The sequence below is a fragment of the Microvirga mediterraneensis genome, from assembly GCF_013520865.1.
GTDB classification, from domain to species: Bacteria; Pseudomonadota; Alphaproteobacteria; order Rhizobiales; family Beijerinckiaceae; genus Microvirga; species Microvirga mediterraneensis.
Genome location: NZ_JACDXJ010000001.1, coordinates 724050 through 742106 on the forward strand (window position 1 = coordinate 724050; position 18057 = coordinate 742106).

General features: G+C 65.9%; 16 protein-coding genes. 1 reads left to right on the forward strand and 15 read right to left on the reverse strand.

What is annotated here, in order from left to right; all coding sequences use genetic code 11:
* Window positions 1-6: 6 nt before the first annotated feature.
* Window positions 7-2181 (reverse strand): polyribonucleotide nucleotidyltransferase, encoded by a 2175-nt coding sequence (gene pnp / locus H0S73_RS03435; protein WP_181050840.1) that lies wholly within the window; start codon window positions 2179-2181, stop codon window positions 7-9.
* A 212-nt stretch (window positions 2182-2393) separates the two neighbouring features.
* Window positions 2394-2663: a 30S ribosomal protein S15 gene (gene rpsO, locus H0S73_RS03440; protein WP_181050841.1), complete on the reverse strand. Its 270-nt coding sequence runs from the start codon at window positions 2661-2663 to the stop codon at window positions 2394-2396.
* Between the two features lie 297 nt (window positions 2664-2960).
* Between rpsO and H0S73_RS03445 the strand changes: the two genes are divergently transcribed.
* Window positions 2961-3497 (forward strand): ferritin-like domain-containing protein, encoded by a 537-nt coding sequence (locus tag H0S73_RS03445; protein WP_181050842.1) that lies wholly within the window; start codon window positions 2961-2963, stop codon window positions 3495-3497.
* A 232-nt stretch (window positions 3498-3729) separates the two neighbouring features.
* Here H0S73_RS03445 and truB read toward each other — a convergent pair whose 3' ends face one another.
* The 13 genes from truB to H0S73_RS03510 all read right to left on the reverse strand — a co-directional run bounded on the left by truB (window position 3730) and on the right by H0S73_RS03510 (window position 18049).
* Entirely contained in the window at window positions 3730-4650 is a 921-nt protein-coding gene (truB, locus tag H0S73_RS03450) for a tRNA pseudouridine(55) synthase TruB (protein WP_181050843.1), read from the reverse strand.
* Complete coding sequence (rbfA, locus tag H0S73_RS03455) at window positions 4647-5081, reverse strand: 30S ribosome-binding factor RbfA (RefSeq protein WP_181050844.1); 435 nt, start codon at window positions 5079-5081, stop codon at window positions 4647-4649. The genes truB and rbfA overlap by 4 nt, the downstream gene beginning before the upstream one ends.
* A 155-nt stretch (window positions 5082-5236) precedes the next feature.
* The gene (gene infB / locus H0S73_RS03460) at window positions 5237-8125 is read right to left on the reverse strand and encodes a translation initiation factor IF-2 (RefSeq protein WP_181050845.1); all 2889 of its coding nucleotides are present in this window, start codon (window positions 8123-8125) and stop codon (window positions 5237-5239) included.
* Window positions 8122-8793, reverse strand: coding sequence for an RNA-binding protein (locus H0S73_RS03465; protein WP_181050846.1), 672 nt, complete (start codon window positions 8791-8793; stop codon window positions 8122-8124). The genes infB and H0S73_RS03465 overlap by 4 nt, the downstream gene beginning before the upstream one ends.
* Window positions 8794-8824: 31 nt before the next feature.
* Window positions 8825-10444, reverse strand: a complete 1620-nt coding sequence (gene nusA, locus H0S73_RS03470; RefSeq protein ID WP_181050847.1) for a transcription termination factor NusA — start codon at window positions 10442-10444, stop codon at window positions 8825-8827.
* Window positions 10445-10456: 12 nt separating this feature from the next.
* The gene (rimP, locus tag H0S73_RS03475; protein WP_181050848.1) at window positions 10457-11086 is read right to left on the reverse strand and encodes a ribosome maturation factor RimP; all 630 of its coding nucleotides are present in this window, start codon (window positions 11084-11086) and stop codon (window positions 10457-10459) included.
* A 151-nt stretch (window positions 11087-11237) separates the two neighbouring features.
* Complete coding sequence (trmB, locus tag H0S73_RS03480; RefSeq protein WP_181050849.1) at window positions 11238-11921, reverse strand: tRNA (guanine(46)-N(7))-methyltransferase TrmB; 684 nt, start codon at window positions 11919-11921, stop codon at window positions 11238-11240.
* 160 nt (window positions 11922-12081) lie between these two features.
* Complete coding sequence (metK, locus tag H0S73_RS03485) at window positions 12082-13260, reverse strand: methionine adenosyltransferase (protein WP_181050850.1); 1179 nt, start codon at window positions 13258-13260, stop codon at window positions 12082-12084.
* 105 nt (window positions 13261-13365) lie between these two features.
* A complete protein-coding gene (locus H0S73_RS03490; RefSeq protein WP_181050851.1) occupies window positions 13366-13779 on the reverse strand; it encodes a helix-turn-helix domain-containing protein in 414 nt (137 codons plus the stop codon).
* A 49-nt stretch (window positions 13780-13828) separates the two neighbouring features.
* The gene (gene lnt / locus H0S73_RS03495) at window positions 13829-15433 is read right to left on the reverse strand and encodes an apolipoprotein N-acyltransferase (protein ID WP_181050852.1); all 1605 of its coding nucleotides are present in this window, start codon (window positions 15431-15433) and stop codon (window positions 13829-13831) included.
* Window positions 15430-16455 carry a hemolysin family protein gene (locus H0S73_RS03500; protein WP_181050853.1) on the reverse strand — a complete coding sequence of 342 codons (1026 nt, stop codon included), beginning with the start codon at window positions 16453-16455 and terminating at the stop codon, window positions 15430-15432. Before H0S73_RS03500 ends, lnt begins: the two co-directional genes overlap by 4 nt.
* A 20-nt stretch (window positions 16456-16475) precedes the next feature.
* The gene (ybeY, locus tag H0S73_RS03505; protein ID WP_181054227.1) at window positions 16476-16934 is read right to left on the reverse strand and encodes an rRNA maturation RNase YbeY; all 459 of its coding nucleotides are present in this window, start codon (window positions 16932-16934) and stop codon (window positions 16476-16478) included.
* A 14-nt stretch (window positions 16935-16948) separates the two neighbouring features.
* A complete protein-coding gene (locus tag H0S73_RS03510; RefSeq protein ID WP_181050854.1) occupies window positions 16949-18049 on the reverse strand; it encodes a PhoH family protein in 1101 nt (366 codons plus the stop codon).
* Between the last annotated feature and the right edge of the window lie 8 nt (window positions 18050-18057).

The following is an 18057-nucleotide window of genomic DNA, read 5'->3' on the forward strand; positions in this document are numbered from 1 at the left end:
GCGATCTTACTCGCCGGCAGCCTTCTGCTGGTCGCGCTGGGCGCGCTCGGCGTCCCGCTCGGCCTTGAGCTGCTCGGTGATGTCCTCGCCGGTCTCCTGGTTGACGACCTTCATGGAGAGACGGACCTTGCCGCGCTCATCCATGCCGAGGAACTTCACCTTCACCTTGTCGCCTTCCTTGACCACGTCGGTGACCTTGCCGACGCGGTTCTTGGCCAGCTCCGAGATGTGCACGAGGCCGTCGCGGGAACCGAAGAAGTTCACGAAGGCGCCGAACTCCATCACCTTCACGACCGTGCCGTCATAGATCACGTTGACCTCGGGCTCGGCCACGATGGAGCGGATCCAGTTGTAGGCGGCCTTGATCGACTTGCCGTCGGCGGACGCGATCTTGATGAGACCGTCGTCATTGATGTCGATCTTCGCGCCGGTCTTCTCCACGATCTCGCGGATGACCTTGCCGCCCGAACCGATGACTTCGCGGATCTTGTCGACCGGGATCTGCATGGTCTCGATGCGCGGGGCGTGCTCGCCGAGTTCGGCGCGCGGAGCCGTCAGGGCCTTGTTCATCTCGGCCAGGATGTGACCGCGACCGTCCTTGGCCTGATCGAGCGCGACGCGCATGATCTCCTCGGTGATGCCGGCGATCTTGATGTCCATCTGGAGCGAGGTGATGCCCTGGTCGGTGCCCGCCACCTTGAAGTCCATGTCGCCGAGATGATCCTCGTCGCCGAGAATGTCGGACAGGACCGCGAAGCGCTCGCCCTCGAGGATGAGGCCCATGGCGATGCCCGCCACCGGACGGCGCAGGGGAACGCCCGCATCCATCAACGACAGAGAGCCGCCGCAGACGGACGCCATCGACGAGGAGCCGTTCGACTCGGTGATCTCCGACACGACGCGGATCGTGTAGGGGAACTCGTGGGACGGCGGCAGCATCGGATGGATGGCGCGCCAGGCGAGCTTGCCGTGGCCGATTTCGCGGCGGCCGGGCGAGCCCATGCGGCCCGTCTCACCGACGGAATAGGGCGGGAAGTTGTAGTGCAGCAGGAAGGTTTCCTTGCGGGTGCCCTCCAGCTCGTCGATGAACTGCTCGTCCTCGCCGGTGCCGAGCGTGGTCACGACCAGCGCCTGGGTCTCGCCGCGGGTGAACACGGCCGAACCGTGGGTGCGGGGCAGCACGCCGACTTCCGACAGGATCGGACGGACCGTCTTGAGGTCGCGGCCGTCGATACGGGTGCCGGTGTCGAGGATGTTCCAGCGCACGACCTTGGCCTGGGCTTCCTTGAAGACAGCTTTAACCTTCTCGGGGTCGAACTTGGCTTCGCCGTCGGCCGGGACCAAGGCGTCCATCACCTTCGCCTTCACGGCGTCGACGGCGGCGTAGCGGTCCTGCTTCCGGGTGATCTTGTAGGCTTCGCGCAGGTCGGCCTCGGCGATGGCGAGAACCGCCTGCTCGACCTCGGACACGTCGGCCGGCTGGTAGTCGCGCGGCTCCTTGGCGGCCTTCTCGGCAAGACGGATGATCGCCTCGATGACCGGCTGGAAATGCTTGTGGCCGAACATCACGGCGCCGAGCATCACGTCCTCGGGGAGTTCCTTCGCCTCGGACTCGACCATGAGCACGGCGTCGGCGGTGCCGGCGACCACGAGGTCGAGAGACGATTGCTCCATTTCCTGGATCGGCGGGTTCAGCTTGTACTGGCCGCCGATATAGCCGACGCGGGCGGCGCCCACGGGGCCCATGAAGGGAACGCCCGAGAGGGTCAGCGCGGCGGAAGCCGCCACCATGGCGACGATGTCCGGATCATTCTCGAGATCGTGCGAGAGCACGGTCACGACGACCTGGGTGTCGTTCTTGTAGCCCTCGACGAAGAGGGGGCGGATCGGACGGTCGATCAGGCGGGAGACCAGGGTCTCCTTCTCGGTCGGACGGCCTTCGCGCTTGAAATAGCCGCCGGGAATGCGGCCGGCCGCGTAGGTGCGCTCCTGGTAGTTCACCGTGAGCGGGAAGAAGTCGACGCCGGCCTTCGGCTCCTTGGCCGAGACGACGGTGGCGAGAACGGTGGTTTCACCGTAGGTGGCGACGACGGCGCCGTCGGCCTGGCGGGCCATCTTGCCCGTTTCGAGCACGAGCTTGCGCCCGGCCCAGATCAGTTCTTCGCGTTGGATATCGAACATGGCATGTCTTTCATGACAGCGGGGCGGGGGCTCGATGCCATGAGCAAGACGGCAAGAGGCTCGTGCCGGCGGGGAAGCCCGCCTTACAAGCCCCTTGCGATCCTGCCATGGTCATCGTGTCTGCCGCCTCCTTAAGATACACCGGGCTTGCAGCCTCGCAGTGTTGGAGAAACCGTCCGGAGCCGGGCTCCGGACGGAAGTTTTCGGAAAGCTTAGCGGCGGATGCCGAGCTTCTCGATCAGCACCTTGTAGCGGTTCTCGTCCTTCTTCTTCAGATAGTCGAGAAGCGAGCGGCGCGACGACACGAGCTTCAGAAGGCCACGACGGGAGTGGTTGTCCTTGGCGTGGGTCTTGAAGTGACCGGTCAGATTGTTGATCCGCTCGGTCAGAATGGCGACCTGCACCTCGGGGGAGCCGGTGTCGCCAGCCTTCTGGGCGAATTCCTTAACGAGCGCGGTCTTGCGCTCAGCCGTAATCGACATCGTCAATCCTTTCAGGTTGGTTTTGTCAGGAGACCCTGGGCCTTCGGGGCTTCGGGTCCGGGGCATCCGGAAGGGCCGGGCCGGGATGTCGTCCAGCGCGGTCCGAGCTCGGACGCGTCTTTCGGATCGTTTCGTCCGAAAAGATGGCGCACCATACACGAAATGCGCCCGAGTGCCAGAGAAATCGTTTTTCCCAAGCAGGGCAATAAGATGCGCCGTCCGGGCAGGTTCCTGGCGGAACAAGTTTCGGAGGCCATGGTTGGTGACCACACACCCCCGAGACAGGAAGTTGACAGCATGGTTGCCACCACAGCCGATCTCGCGTCCTCCGAGACCGTGAAGAACATCTTCGTCACCGGCGTCCAGAACGCCCATGCCCTCGAGAAGGAGGCGCTCCAGCTCATGCGGCGCCAGGTCGAACGCTTCGAGAACTATCCGGAAATGTCGCAGATCCTGAGGACGCACATCGCCGAGACGGAAGGGCAGATCCGCCGCCTGGACGAGATCCTGCACACGTTCGGCGAGGACCGCTCGATCCTGAAGGACATGGCCACCCAGTTCATGGCCAACATGGCGGCGGCCGGCCATATGCCCATGGCCGACGAGGTCATCAAGAACACCTTCGCCAACCACGCCTTCGAGAATTTCGAGATCGCCGCCTATATGTCGCTGATCGCCATGGCCGAGGCCGCCGGGCACCAGCGGTTCGTTCCGGCGCTTGAGGAGACCCTGCGCGAGGAGCAGAAGACCGCCCAGCTGATCCGCGACCAGATCGTGCCGATCACGCAGAAATACCTGATGCGCGAGGCGGAGGGCCTGAAGGCGGACCGGTAAAAACTGAGGAGACCTCATCCCGGACGGCGAAAGCCGATCCGGGATCGTTTTCAGGACAAGGCACCATTCTCGTCCAGCGATCCCGGATTCCGCTTATGCGGCCCCAGGATGACGTGTTTTACAGCATCGGAGCCAAAAGTGGACCCACTTTTGGGATCGGATCCGATGCTTTTTCTTCTTCGCTGAGCATCGCTCTTAGCGGAAAACCGGGTCCACTTTTCCGCACGATGCTCTATCCCCCCAGGTTGAACACCCGGTGGGGCACAAGCTCGCCGCGCTCCACGTCGCCGACCGCGATGAGGATCCCGTTGCAGGTGGCGTAGACCTTGCCGGACAGGGGCGCCTCGCGACCGCGCAGGATGATAGACTGGCCGCGCATCAGGCGTCCCGCCATGTCCCGGCTCACTGCAATCGAGGGAATCTCGCCGAGCGCGATCTCCACCGGACGCAGGGCCGCCGGATCGGTCGCGACATCGTCCACAGTGACGGCATCGTGCTCGGTGAACGGGCCGACGCGGGTGCGCCGCAAGGCCGCGACGTGGCCGAGGCAGCCCAGGGCGCGGCCGAGATCGCGCGCAATGGCGCGCACGTAGGTGCCCTTGCCGCAATCGGCTTCGATCACGGAGCGGTTGCCCTCGTGATGGATCAGGGAGAGCCGGTCGATCTGCACCGTGCGCGGCTGCAGCTCCACGACTTCGCCGTCGCGGGCGAGGTCATAGGCGCGCTCGCCCTGGATCTTGATGGCGGAGAACCGGGGCGGCACCTGCTGAACCTGGCCGGTGAAGCGGGGCAGGAAGGCCTCGATCTCGTTCGGATCGGGCAGCCTGTCCGTGGTCTCGACCACGTCGCCCTCGGTGTCGTCCGTGGTCGTCTCCGAACCCCAGGCGACGGTGAACACGTAGGATTTACGCCCATCCATGACGAAGGGCACCGTCTTTGTGGCTTCGCCGAGGGCGATCGGCAGGATACCGGAGGCGAGCGGGTCGAGGGTGCCGGCATGGCCGGCCTTCTTGGCGGACAGACCGCGTTTGACCACCGCGACCGCATGGGTCGAGGTCATGCCGACGCCCTTGTCGAGGATGATCCATCCGTTGACGTCGCGCTTCTTCGGGCGGTCGCCGTGCGGCCGCCGTTGCGGGCGTTCTTCGTTCATGGTTCCTGCTCGCTCCCATCGTCGGAGATATCGGCTGCCGGCTTCGCCGTATCGCGCGCCACGCGCTCGGAGCGAAGCAGCAGATCGATCCGGGCGGCTTCGTCGAAGCTTTCGTCGCGGCGGAAGCGAAGGTCGGGGGCGAATTTCAGGTTGACGCGCCGGGCGACCTCCTGGCGCAGAACTTTCCTGTTCTTCTCCAAAGCGCGGATCACCGCATCCTCATCCTTGCCGCCGAGCGGCATGACATAGGCGGTGGCGAGCTTGAGATCGGGCGACATGCGCACTTCGGGAATGGTGATGACGTTCTTCGTCAGCACGTCGTCCTGCAGGTCGCCGCGGGAAAGGACCTCGGCCAAGGCGTGCCGCACGATCTCGGCGACGCGCTGCTGGCGCTGGGTAGGCCCTGTGGTTTGTTCGAAACGTTTAGCCATGTTTCCTCTCCGGGATTGGACCGGACCGGGATGCGAGGTGCCGTGGCCGCTCTGGCCGGTCACCTCAATTCAGCAGGACATTGTCCGTGAAAGCACGATCACCGGGACAAGCCCGGTGATCGCACATCGTTCAGGTGTCGAAGGCGCGAAGCGGATCAGAGCGTCCGCTTCACCTCTTCCACGCGATAGCACTCGATGAGATCGCCGACGCGCATGTCCTGGTAGTTCTCGAAGGACATGCCGCATTCCTGTCCCGAGGTGACCTCGCGGGCATCGTCCTTGAAGCGCTTGAGCTGCGAGAGCCGGCCTTCGTGGATGACCACGTTGTCGCGGATCAGGCGGACATGGGCGCCGCGCTGGACCACGCCGTCGAGGACGCGGCAGCCGGCGATCTTGCCGACCTTCGAGACGTTGAACACCTCGAGGACCTGGGCTTCGCCGAGCCGCTCCTCGCGCAGGGTCGGAGCGAGCAGGCCGGACATGGCCGCCTTCACGTCATCCACGAGGTCGTAGATGATGTTGTAGTAGCGGATCTCGATGCCGGCACGCTCGGCTGCCTCGCGCGCTTCCTTGTGGGCTCGCACGTTGAAGGCAAGGATGATGGCGCCCGAGGCTTCTGCCAGGGTGACATCGGATTCCGAGATGCCGCCGACGCCCGCCTGGACGATGCGAGCCGCAACTTCCTCGTTGCCCACCTTCTCGAGAGCACCCACGATCGCTTCGGCCGAGCCCTGCACGTCCGCCCGGACCACGAGCGGGAACTCCTTGCGGCCCGCTCCGGCCTTGAGGTCGCGCATCATGTCGACGAGCGTGCGCCCGGCCGTACCCATACGGGCCGCCTGACGCTCGCGCTTCTGGCGGGTCCGGTACTCGGTGACCTCGCGGGCACGGGCCTCGGACTCGACCACCGCGACGCGGTCGCCGGCCTCGGGGGTGCCGTTGAAGCCCAACACCTCGACGGGGACCGAGGGACCGGCCTCCTTCACGTTGGCGCCCAGATCGTTGATCAGCGCGCGCACGCGGCCCCATTCGGCACCGGCCACGACGATGTCGCCGGTATGGAGCGTGCCGCGCTGGACGAGCACGGTGGCCACGGGACCACGGCCGCGATCGAGCTTCGCCTCGATGACGGTACCTTCGGCCGACCGCTCGGCATTGGCCTTGAGCTCGAGGATTTCGGCCTGGAGCTGGAGGCCCTCGAGCAGGGTTTCGAGACCCTGGCCGGTCTTGGCCGACACTTCGAACTCGAGCGTCTCGCCGCCCATCGATTCCACCACGATGGAATGCTGCAGCAGCTCGGTGCGGACCCGCTGCGGGTTAGCGTCGGGCTTGTCCACCTTGTTGATCGCCACGATCAGCGGCACGCCGGCCGCCTGCGCGTGATTGATCGCCTCGATCGTCTGCGGCATGACGCCGTCATCGGCCGCCACCACCAGCACGACGATGTCCGTCACCTTGGCGCCGCGGGCGCGCATGGCCGTGAAGGCCGCGTGGCCGGGCGTATCGATGAAGGTGATCTTGCCGCCGAGCGGCGAGGTCACCTGGTAGGCGCCGATATGCTGCGTGATGCCGCCGGCTTCGCCGGAGACCACGTTGGTCTTGCGGATCGCGTCAAGCAGCGAGGTCTTGCCGTGGTCGACGTGGCCCATGATGGTCACGACCGGGGGACGGGACGAGAGGTTGTCGTCCGTATCCGGTGTGTCGAAGAGACCTTCCTCGACATCCGCTTCCGCGACGCGCTTCACCGTGTGGCCGAGCTCCTCAGCGACGAGCTGCGCGGTATCGGCGTCGATCACGTCGGTGATCTTGTGCATCTGTCCCTGCTTCATCAGGAACTTGATCACGTCCACGGCGCGCTCCGACATGCGGTTGGCGAGTTCCTGGATGGTGATCGTCTCGGGGATCGTCACCTCGCGGGCGATCTTTTCCTTCTGCTCCACCTGGCGGTGGCCCATGAGCCGCTGGTTGCGGCGACGGAAGGAGGCGAGCGAGCGGGTGCGCTCGTCCTCGCCCGAGGTCGCGTTGGCCAGGGTCAGGCGGCCGCGGCGCTTTTCCTCGCCGGGGGCCGTCTTGGGCGTCTTCGGCAAGGCCGCGGGCTTGGCCGCGACGCCGGGACGGCGAATGGTGCGTGCGCCCTCCTCGTCATCCATCACCGCTGCGCGAGCGGCAACGGGCGGAGCCGTGCGTACGTTCGGCTTCGCGGTTTCCGGCTCGGGCGCGACCGGCGCGGCAGGACGCGCCATATGGTTCAGGCTCGGCGGACGGCCGCCCGTGGTGCCGACGCCGGGACGCTGGAAGCCGCCAGGGCGGGGACCGTCGGAACGGGGTCCGGAGGGACGCGGGCCGTCGAACCGCCCGGCAGGCCGGGGGCCATCCGAGCGCGGCCGGTCGGAGCGATCCGGACGCGGGGCATCGGAGCGCGGGGCAGGCGCACGTCCGGCCGACGCCGGCGCAGCAGCCTGGCGCGGGGCCTCCTCGCCGAGACGGCGGCGGGCCTCTTCCTCGGCGCGGCGCTTGCGCTCCTCGTCCTGACGACGACGCTCCTCTTCCTCGTGCTTGCGGGCCTCGGCCGCTTCGCGCTCCTTGGCCTCGGCGGCCTCGCGCTCGGTGCGGCGGGCGGCCTCTTCCGCTTGGCGGCGGCGATCTTCCTCGTCGCGCCGACGGGCATCGGCAAGCGCGTTCATGCGCGCATCGCGCTCCTGCTCGGAGAGCGTCTGGAGCACCATGCCGCCGGACCGGGGAGTATTCGGAGCGCTGCGCTGCGGGCGGGCGCCTTGGGCGGGCGCCGCCGGCTTCGGAGCCGGAGCGGCCGGCTTGGGCGCGCTGACGGGCGCCGCGGCCTGTTGCGGCGCGGGCCTTTCCTCTTTGGCCCCGCTACCGGGGCCGACAGCAGGGCGACGCTTGACCGTCTCCACCACGACCGATTTGGAGCGGCCATGGGAGAAGCTCTGGCGCACCGTGCCTTGCTCGACAGGGCGCTTCAGGGACAGCGTCTTGGACGACACATGGAGAGTCTTGTCGCCCTGGTTTTTCGTATCAGTCATTCCGCCTCAGTTCCTGCGGGTTTCATAGTCGTGGGTTCGCCGGTCCCGTTTCCGAGGCCAGTTTGATCGGCCTCGATGCCGCCGAAGGAGCGGTAACGATGCCAGCGGTTCAGAAAGCCGTCGCTCCCAGCGCCCGCGACGAGGGCAGCATGTATCACATGTGACCGGCCTAATGCCAAATCCAATTCGTCAATCGACAGATCTTGGATGACCGGAAAGCTAGATATTGCCTCGCCGAGGCGTTTTCGCAACTGGTTCGCCAATTTTCTTCGCCCATCTTCGGCCGCCTCTGCGGCATGAATAAGGGCAACGATGGGCTTATCCGTGATGGCCGACTCAACCTTGAAGAAGCCGGTGATCACCGTACCGGCCTTGTTGGCGAGGGCCAAGCCCTGGCGCAGGTCGTCCCGGAGCATGCGGCCGATATCCTGGGCCAGGGTCGGCGAGGCCTTGGCCTCAGTTTTGAAGGATCGGGAAAAGAGGCGACGTTTAGCCGCCTCTTCCACCATGTCGGCCCGGGCCGTGACCCAGACGCCGCGGCCCGGCAGCTTGTGCCGGAGATCGGGCACGACCTGATGGTCGGGCCCAAGGACAAAGCGGATCAGTTCCGCGGGGCTTTTCGCCTCGCGGGTGACGATGCAGGTGCGCTCCGGTTCATGCCGCGGCACAGGTGCTGACCTCGCTTTGCCATTGCCGGGTTTAAGACGGTTGGGCCTCGGTCTCAGCCTCTTCGGCCGATCCCTCGGTCTCCACCGCCTCTTCCGGCTGCTCGATCCAGCCCGCCTTCACGCGGGCAGCCATGATCATGTTCTCCGCATCGGCGCGGGAGACGTCGAAGCCGTCGAGCGCGCCCTTGTAGCGGGTCGCGTCCGGGCCGCGTCCTTCCGTCCAGCCGACGAGGTCGTCGGTGGCGCAGCCGGCCAGGTCCTCGACGGACTTGATGTCGTTCTCGCCGAAGGCCACCAGCATGGCGGTCGTGACGCCGTCGATCTCCTTCAGGTCGTCGGAGACGCCGAGTTCGGCGCGGCGGGCCTCGTTCTCGGCCTCGATGCGGGCGAGGTATTCCTGGGCGCGGCTCTGGATCTCGGCCGCGGTATCCTCGTCGAAGCCCTCGATGGAGGCCACTTCGGCGGCGTCCACATAGGCGATTTCCTCGACGGAGCGGAAACCTTCCGACGCCAGGAGCTGGCCCACCACCTCGTCCACGTCGAGAGCGTTCATGAACAGCTCGGTGCGCTCGGCGAATTCCTTCTGGCGGCGCTCCGATTCCTCGGCCTCGGTCAGGATGTCGATGTCCCAGCCGGTGAGCTGGGAGGCCAGGCGCACGTTCTGCCCGCGGCGACCGATGGCGAGCGAGAGCTGGTCGTCGGGCACCACCACCTCGATGCGGTCGGCCTCCTCGTCCAGCACCACCTTGACCACTTCGGCCGGCTGCAGGGCGTTGACGATGAAGGTCGCCTGGTCGGGCGACCAGGGAATGATGTCGATCTTCTCGCCCTGGAGCTCGCCGACGACTGCCTGGACGCGGGAGCCGCGCATGCCCACGCAGGCGCCGACCGGATCGATGGAGGAATCGCGCGACGTCACGGCGATCTTGGCGCGGGAGCCCGGATCGCGGGCAACGGCCTGGACCGACACGATGCCGTCGTAGATCTCCGGCACCTCGGAGGCGAAGAGCTTCGCCATGAACTGCGGATGGGTGCGCGACAGGAAGATCTGCGGCCCACGGGCCTCGCGGCGCACGTCGAACAGATAGGCGCGGATGCGATCGCCGGGACGGAAGGTCTCGCGGGGGATCAGCTCGTCGCGGCGGATGATCGCCTCGCCGCGGCCGAGATCGACGATCACGTTGCCGTACTCGACGCGCTTGACCGCGCCGTTCACGACCTCGCCGATGCGGTCCTTGTATTCCTGGTACTGGCGGTCGCGCTCGGCGTCGCGCACCTTCTGCACGATCACCTGCTTGGCCGACTGGGCCGCGATACGGCCGAAATCGAAGGGCGGCAGGGTGTCGGCGATCACGTCGCCCACCTGGGCGGCCGGATTGTGGCGGGTACGGGCCTCGGCGAGGGCAATCTCGCGGGAATCGTTCTCCACGGCGCCGTCATCCACCACCAGCAGGTGGCGGGCCAGGCGCAGCTCGCCGGTCTTCGAATTGATCTCGGCGTGGATGTCGGTTTCGGCACCGTAGCGGGACCGGGCCGCCTTGGCGATGGCGTCCGCCATGGCGTCGAGCACGATCTGCTTGTCGATGACCTTTTCGCGTGCGACCGCATCGGCGATCTGCAAGAGTTCCAGCCTGTTGGCACTGATAGCCATCGAGGTCGCTCCTTAGTTCGGTTTCGTCTGATCGGTCGGGTCCTGCGCCTCGTCGGGTGCATCGACCACATCCGTGTCTTCATCAAGATCGTCCGTGGTCGGCGCCGTCCCGCGGCGCAGGGATTCACGGATCAGTTCGTCGGTCAGAACGAGGTGCGCCTCGCCGATATCCGTCAGCGGAGCGCGGGCGATGGGCTCGAGACCTTCCTTCACGTCCGGCAGCTCGATCACGAGCATCCCGTCCTCGACGCCCCGCAGGATGCCGCGAAAGCGCTTGCGGCCTTCCACCGGCACGGCCATCTCGACCTTCGCATCGTGACCGCTCCAGCGCTCGAAGTCGCTGACGCGCACGAGCGGCCGGTCGATCCCCGGCGAGGAGATTTCCAGGTGATAGGCCGTGGCGATGGGATCCTCGAGGTCGAGAACCGGTGAAATCCCCCGGCTCACGGTCTCGCAATCCGACACCGACATGGTGCCGTCCGGCCGTTCGGCCATGATCTGCACGGTGCATCCGTTCGCGCCGGTGACCCGCACCCGCACGAGGTTGAAGCCCAGATCCTCGATCACGGGCTCGACAATGGCCGCCACTCGGGCGGCGACGCCGCTTTCCGTAATCAGTCGCTTGTCGCGTTCGTTTGTCATGGCTCTCCGCACGCTCCGGCGTCCAAGCAATAAAAAAGAGCGGACCCCGGGGGGCCCACTCTCGACCAGCAGCTTGACGCTGCAACCAGAGCTGACAAGGGGAATATACTGATTCCAACACCAAAATACAAGCGTGGTGCGAGAACGTCCCTCAAACACGCTCGAACGTGAGATAGCTCGGCACCCTGCCCTCCCGAATCGCCTTGGCCTCGTAGCGGGTGCCGGGCCAGCCGTCGTAGGGCCTGCGCCAGTCGTCGGCCCGGGCGGCCTTCCAGCGGAAATGCCGGGAGCGCAAGGCCCGGGCCAGGACCCAGCCGATGTAATCGTCGATGTCGCTTGCAAAGCGCAGCTCGGCGCCAGGCTTCATCACGCGCGCGAGGCTCTCGAGGGTCTCGTCCGAGACGAGGCGGCGCTTGCGCTGGCGGCGCTTGGGCCAGGGGTCGGGGTAAAGGATGTAGACCCGGTCGAAGGACGCATCGGGCAGGGTCGGCAGCAGGTCCGTGACATCGTCGTCCCAGACCCGGACGTTGTCGAGGCGCTCCTGCTCGATCACGGCGAGAAGTTTCGCCATGCCGTTCACGAAGGGCTCGCAGCCGATGAAGTTGACGTCGCGGTGCGCCCTCGCCTGGGCGGCGAGATGCTCGCCGCCGCCGAAGCCGATCTCGAGCCAGGTTTCATGGGCCTGGGGATTGGGAAACTGGCCGGAGGGCGCGCCGCCCGGAACCACGCGGATCGCCGGCAGCAGGTTCTGGACCAGCTCGTCCTGACCGGAACGAAGCTTCTTTCCCTTCCGGCGCCCAAAGAACGCGCCCGCCCGTTCCGATGCTTCGCTCATGGGACTGTTGCTCCTGAAGACAGCACGATGTGCTTGGTGATCGGCCCGGCACGTCGCTGCCGGCTCATGCAGTGAGAGCCGGTCCTCCTTCCGGGGAACCGGCTCTCACGGGTGAGGGACTCTTGATCGCCGGACGACAGCCGCCCGGCCCCGCCTAGTGTCAGCGGAACGCGGCCTTGAGGCTGTCGGCCAGGTCCGTGCGCTCCCAGGAGAAGCTGCCGTCGGTATCCGGCTTGCGCCCGAAATGGCCGTAGGCCGAGGTGCGGGCATAGATCGGCCGGTTGAGGCCGAGATGCGTGCGGATGCCGCGGGGCGAGAGTTCCATGGCGTCCGTGAGGACGGCCTCGAGCTTGCCCTCATCGACCTTGCCGGTGTCGTGGAGATCCACATAGATCGACAGGGGCTTGGCCACGCCGATGGCGTAGGAAAGCTGCAGGGTGCAACGGTCGGCGAGACCGGCCGCCACCACGTTCTTGGCGAGGTAGCGCGCCGCATAGGCGGCCGAGCGGTCCACCTTGGTCGGATCCTTGCCCGAGAAGGCGCCGCCGCCGTGGGGTGCCGCGCCGCCATAGGTGTCGACGATGATCTTGCGGCCGGTGAGGCCGCAATCGCCGTCCGGCCCGCCGATCACGAACTTGCCGGTGGGGTTCACGTGCCAGATGGTCTGGGCCGAGATCCAGCCCTCGGGCAGGGTCTGGCGGATATAGGGCTCGACGATGGCGCGCACGTCGTCGGAGGAGAGATTCTCGTCCAGGTGCTGGGTGGAGAGGACGATCTGGGTTGCCGCGACGGGCCGGTTGTTCTCGTAGCGCAGGGTGACCTGGCTCTTGGCGTCCGGACCGAGCTTGGCCGCGTCGCCGATCTTGCCCTTGCGGGCGGCGGTCAGGTTCTCGAGGATCTTGTGGGCGTAGTAGATCGGCGCCGGCATGAGGTCGGGCGTCTCGGTGCAGGCGTAACCGAACATGATGCCCTGGTCGCCCGCGCCCTCGTCCTTGTTGCCGGCCGCATCGACGCCCTGGGCGATATGCGCCGACTGGGCATGGAGATAGACCGCGACGTCGGCGGTCTTCCAGTGGAAGCCTTCCTGCTCGTAGCCGATATCCTTGATGGCATCGCGGGCGAGCTCGATCACCTTGTCCTTGGTGATGGAATCGGGGCCGCGCACCTCGCCGGCGATGACGACGCGGTTGGTGGTGGCAAGCGTCTCGCAGGCCACGCGGGCCTCCGGCTCGGCCGCCAGATAGGCATCGACGACGGCGTCGGAGATCCGGTCGCAGACCTTGTCCGGATGACCTTCGGAAACCGATTCACTCGTGAAAAGATAGCTAGAACGCCGCACGATGGAATTCCTTCAGGCAATAGAATACTGGTGCCCGCAGTCAGCTACAGGCTTCAAAACATGCTCATGCCGTAGGCTGAATGAAAGGTCAAGCGAACGTGTTCTTTATGACGAACGCTCTACCTCTTCTTGGGAGGCGAGCGCATTGACGAGCTGAACGATGCTCTTGCGGACCTTCGGGCTCTTGATGCTGGCGAAGGTCCGGACGAGATGCAGGCCCTCGGGGGTCGACATCATGTCGGCCACATAGGTCGGGGTGCTACCTTCGGCGAAGCCGGATTCGGACTTGCCGCTCCTGATGCCGTCGAAAAAGAAATCGATGTCGACATTGAGGATCTTGGCGATATCGACGAGGCGGGCGACGCTGATCCGGTTCATGCCCTTTTCGTATTTTTGGACTTGCTGGAAAGTCAATCCAAGCATGTCGCCCAATTTTTCTTGGCTCATTCCAATCGAAACGCGGCGCATACGTACCCGGCTTCCGATTTCCTTATCGATAGTGCCCGTCGATTTCTTCATTTTGGCCTGTCCCCTTGCCGACAAAGACGCACTGACGAGGCATATTTACTTAGTTTAGGGATGATTGGTGCCTGCGACGTGCTATCAGCAGGATTAAGCAGATCGCAAGCGTGGCCGTCAAAGAAAACCTGCCCCAACTCCTATAAAGAGTAAGGGGTTCAGCAACCGGAAGGGAGGTATCGATGACACCTTCAACTCCCAATGGAAGATTGTCGACTATCCGACCAAAAGGATCGATGACGGCCGAGATTCCCGTATTGGCTGCCCTCACCAGCGGAAGGCCCTCCTCGACCGCCCGCAGACGGGCTTGGGCGAAGTGCTGATAGGGTCCAGGGGTCTGACCGAACCACCCATCGTTGGTCACGTTCAGGATCAGGTCCGGCCGAGCCCCCTCGGCGACGATCTCTCCCGGAAAGATCGCCTCGTAGCAGATCGTCGCGGCAACGGGCGGAAGGCCCGGTATGGATAGCATCGCGCGCTTCTCGCTCGGCTCGAAGCCGCCGGGAATATGAACGAACTGGCGCAGACCCACGGCTCTCATCAAGGTATCGAGAAATTTCGGCACATATTCGCCGAAGGGCACCAGATGGACCTTGTCGTAGGCGCCGAGGATCGTGCCCTTGTCGTCGATCACCTGGATGGCGTTGTAGAACTTGCCCGCCGCCTCGCCGGGCAGGGGATCGTCCATGCGGGCGGCACCCGTGATCAGGGTGGAGCCCGGACCGAGGAGGGCGGCGATCTGCGCCAGGGAGGCGGGGTCGCGATGGAGCAGGAACGGAAAGGCCGATTCCGGCCAGACGATGTGGGTCGGTGCAGCGGCCTTGCCGTCCCGGCCGGGGCTCGCGCTCAGGGTCAGGTAGCGCCGCATGATGGCGTCGCGGTTGCGCGGGTTGAACTTGGCGTCCTGCGGCAGGTTGGGCTGCATGATGCGCAGGCGCACGTTCTCGACCTGCGCCGAGGCCTCCGACGGGAGACGCCAGGCTCCGAAGGCCGCAAGGCCGAGAAGCAGGGCAGTCGCGAGACCCGGGGCCGTCCAGCGGGCGCGCGTCGTTTGTCCGGTGAGCAGAACGGCGGGCGCGGCACAGATGGCGACGCTCAGGAAGGTCAGGCCGTAGAGGCCCACCAGCGAGGCGGATTGCATGAGCCAGGTATTCTGACCGAGAGCCATCCCGGGATTGTTCCAGGGAAAGCCGGTGAAGAGATGGCCGCGCAGCCATTCGCTGACCGTCAGGCCGAAGGCGAGGGCGAGAATGCGCCAGGCATCGGGCTGCCAGAACAGGCGGGCGAGGGCGAAACCGAAAGCGGAAAAGAAGGCGAGCAGGGCGGGCAGGCCCAGCACCCCGAAGGGCATGGCCCAGGCGAACTGGTCGGCCTCCACGAGGAAGGCGGCGCCGAGCCACCACAATCCGGCGACGAAATAGCCGAAGCCCCAGAACCAGCCGAGGAGGGCGGCGGCTCGGAAGGGCGCCCAGCGGGAGGGGCCGTCCTTGACGGTGCCGTCCAGGAGCCAGACGGCCGGCACGAGGGAGAACACGAGCGCAGGCAGGATGCCGAAGGGCGGCATGGCCATGGCGCCGACGGCCCCGGCCGCAAAGGCCGTGAGCCAGCGGCGCCATCCTCTTGCAAGGATGACGCGATCGGCCAGACGCATCATTCCGCGGCAGCGCTTTCGGGGCGCGGGGCGTTCGCCTGGCCGTCTCCGGCCTCTGCCTCGAAGGTGCGGCGATGGACGCGCAGCCGCTTCACGCGCCGGGGGTCGGCGTCGAGGACCTCGAATTCCAGGCCCGACGGACCTTCGATCACCTCGCTGCGGGACGGGACGCGGCCGGCGAGCGTCACGATGAAGCCGCCAATGGTATCGATGTCCTCGGCACCCTCTTCCTCGGTCAGGTCGAGGCCCAGCACGTCCTTGACCTCGTCGAGGCTCGCGCGGGCATCGGCGATGTAGGTGCCGTCGGCCGCCGGCACGATGGTGAGGGTCGCATCCTCGTCGTGCTCGTCCTCGATGTCGCCCACCACCATCTCGACCAGGTCCTCGATGGACACGAGGCCGTCTGTGCCGCCGTATTCGTCGATGACCAGGGCCATGTGCGTGCGGGTCGCCTGCATGCGCACGAGAAGGTCGATGGCCGGCATGGAGCGCGGCACGAACAGGACCGGACGCAGGATATTGGCGGAGGAGAGCGCCATCGACAGGTCGATCTGGCCGAGGCTCGGCAGGGGAGCTTCATCGCTCGATCCGGCCTCCGAGGCACCACCATCGGCCCGCATGGCGATGAAATCGAGGAAGTCGCGGATATGGACCATGCCCTTGGGGTCGTCCAGGGTCTCGCCATAGACCGGCAGGCGGGAATGGCCGGCCGTGCGAAACAGGCTCAGGAGTTCGCCGAGATTGGTGTCAGCCGCCACCGCCACGATGTCGGCGCGGGGCACCATCACGTCCTCCACCCGGATCCGGTGGAAGGAGAGCACGTTCTTGAGCATCGCCCGCTCCTGGGGCGAGAAATCCGTGTCCTCGACGGTTTCGGCGAGGACGTCCTCAAGGTCGTGACGGATGGATTCACGGGGTTTCAGGCCGAGACGGGTCAGAACCCGGTCGTACCAGTGGTCGCGTGTGTCGTCTGTCTCGGTCGGGGTTCGGACAGGTCGGTCGCTACGACTTCGATCTTCGTTCATTGCTTTGGGTTGTCAGCCGTTCATGCTGCCATATCGCGATAGGGATCGGCGATGCCAAGGGTGGCGAGCGCCTTTACCTCAAGACCTTCCATGATCTCCGCCTCCGCCTCGACCTCGTGGTCGTAGCCGAGGAGGTGCAGGACTCCATGAACGATCAAATGGGCAAAATGATGCGAGAGCTCCTTGGATTCCTCCTCGGATTCGCGCACCAGCGTTTCGTAAGCTAAAGCAATGTCGCCCAAATGGCGAGGGCCGTTTGCGCCCGGCTGCTCGGGCGCCGGGAAGGACAGCACGTTGGTGGGCTTGTCCTTGCCCCGCCAGGTCCGGTTCAGTTCGCGGATCTGGGCGTCGTCGGCGAGCATCACGCTCGCCTCGAATTCGCCATCCGCCTCGTAGGTGACGGAGAGGGCGGCCTCGGCAGCCTTCTGCGCCAGGGCCTCTGCGTTCTCGAGGCGGTCCCAGTCGCCCGCCTCGATCATGATGTCGAGCGTGATCACGGTCTGCGGTCCCGGTCGTAACGGGGTTGATCCGATTGAGGCGGCGCTTCGCGGGCGGCCTTGTCGTAGGCGGTCACGATGCGGCGCACGAGATCGTGACGCACCACGTCGGCTTCCTTGAAGGTGACGCGGGCAATGCCCTCGACACCGTTCAGGATGCGCGCCGCTTCGACGAGGCCGGATTTCTGGCCCGGCGGCAGGTCGATCTGCGTCGGGTCGCCGGTGATGATCATCCGCGAGCCTTCGCCGAGTCGCGTCAGGAACATCTTCATCTGCATCGACGTGGTGTTCTGCGCCTCGTCGAGCAGCACCAGGGCATTGGTGAGGGTGCGCCCGCGCATGAATGCCAGCGGGGCGATCTCGATCATGCCGGTCTGCAGGCCGCGATCCACATGGCGCGCTTCCATGAAGTCGTAGAGCGCGTCGTAGATCGGGCGCAGATACGGATCGACCTTCTCGCGCATGTCGCCCGGCAGGAAGCCGAGGCGCTCGCCCGCTTCCACGGCCGGACGGGAGATGATCAGCCGGTCCACCTGACCCTGTTCCAGGAGCGACACCGCATAGCCGACGGCGAGCCAGGTCTTGCCGGTGCCGGCCGGGCCTTCAGCGAAGACGAGCTCGTTCGTCTTGAGCGCCTTGATATAGGTGTTCTGCGAGGCATTGCGAGCCCGCACGGGTCCACGCCTGCGGGTGGAGATCTGGTCGAAGGCGGTGAGGCCCGCGGCCGGCTGCTCCTCGGCGGCCGGGAAGAGGCTGCCCTGCAGGGTGCTCTCCTCGACGGCGCCGTCCACATCGCCCGGCCCGAGCGCTCCGCCCTGACGGGCGCGCTCGTAGAGCCTTTCCAGAACCCGGCGCGCCATCTCGGAGCCTTCGGGCGTACCCTTGACGGTGACCCGGTTGCCGTTGGCGATGGCGGTCACATTCAGGCGCCGCTCCAAATGGGCGAGGTTCTGGTCGTATTGTCCGAAGACGAGGCTGGCGAGACGGTTGTCGTCGAAGGTGAGAATGATCTCCGCCTCTTCCACGACGCCGGGGTGCAAGCTGGTGGCGTTCCGTCCCTTTTGGGCTCGTGCGGTCGCGTTGTCCGCTGGGCTCAAATGCCTCT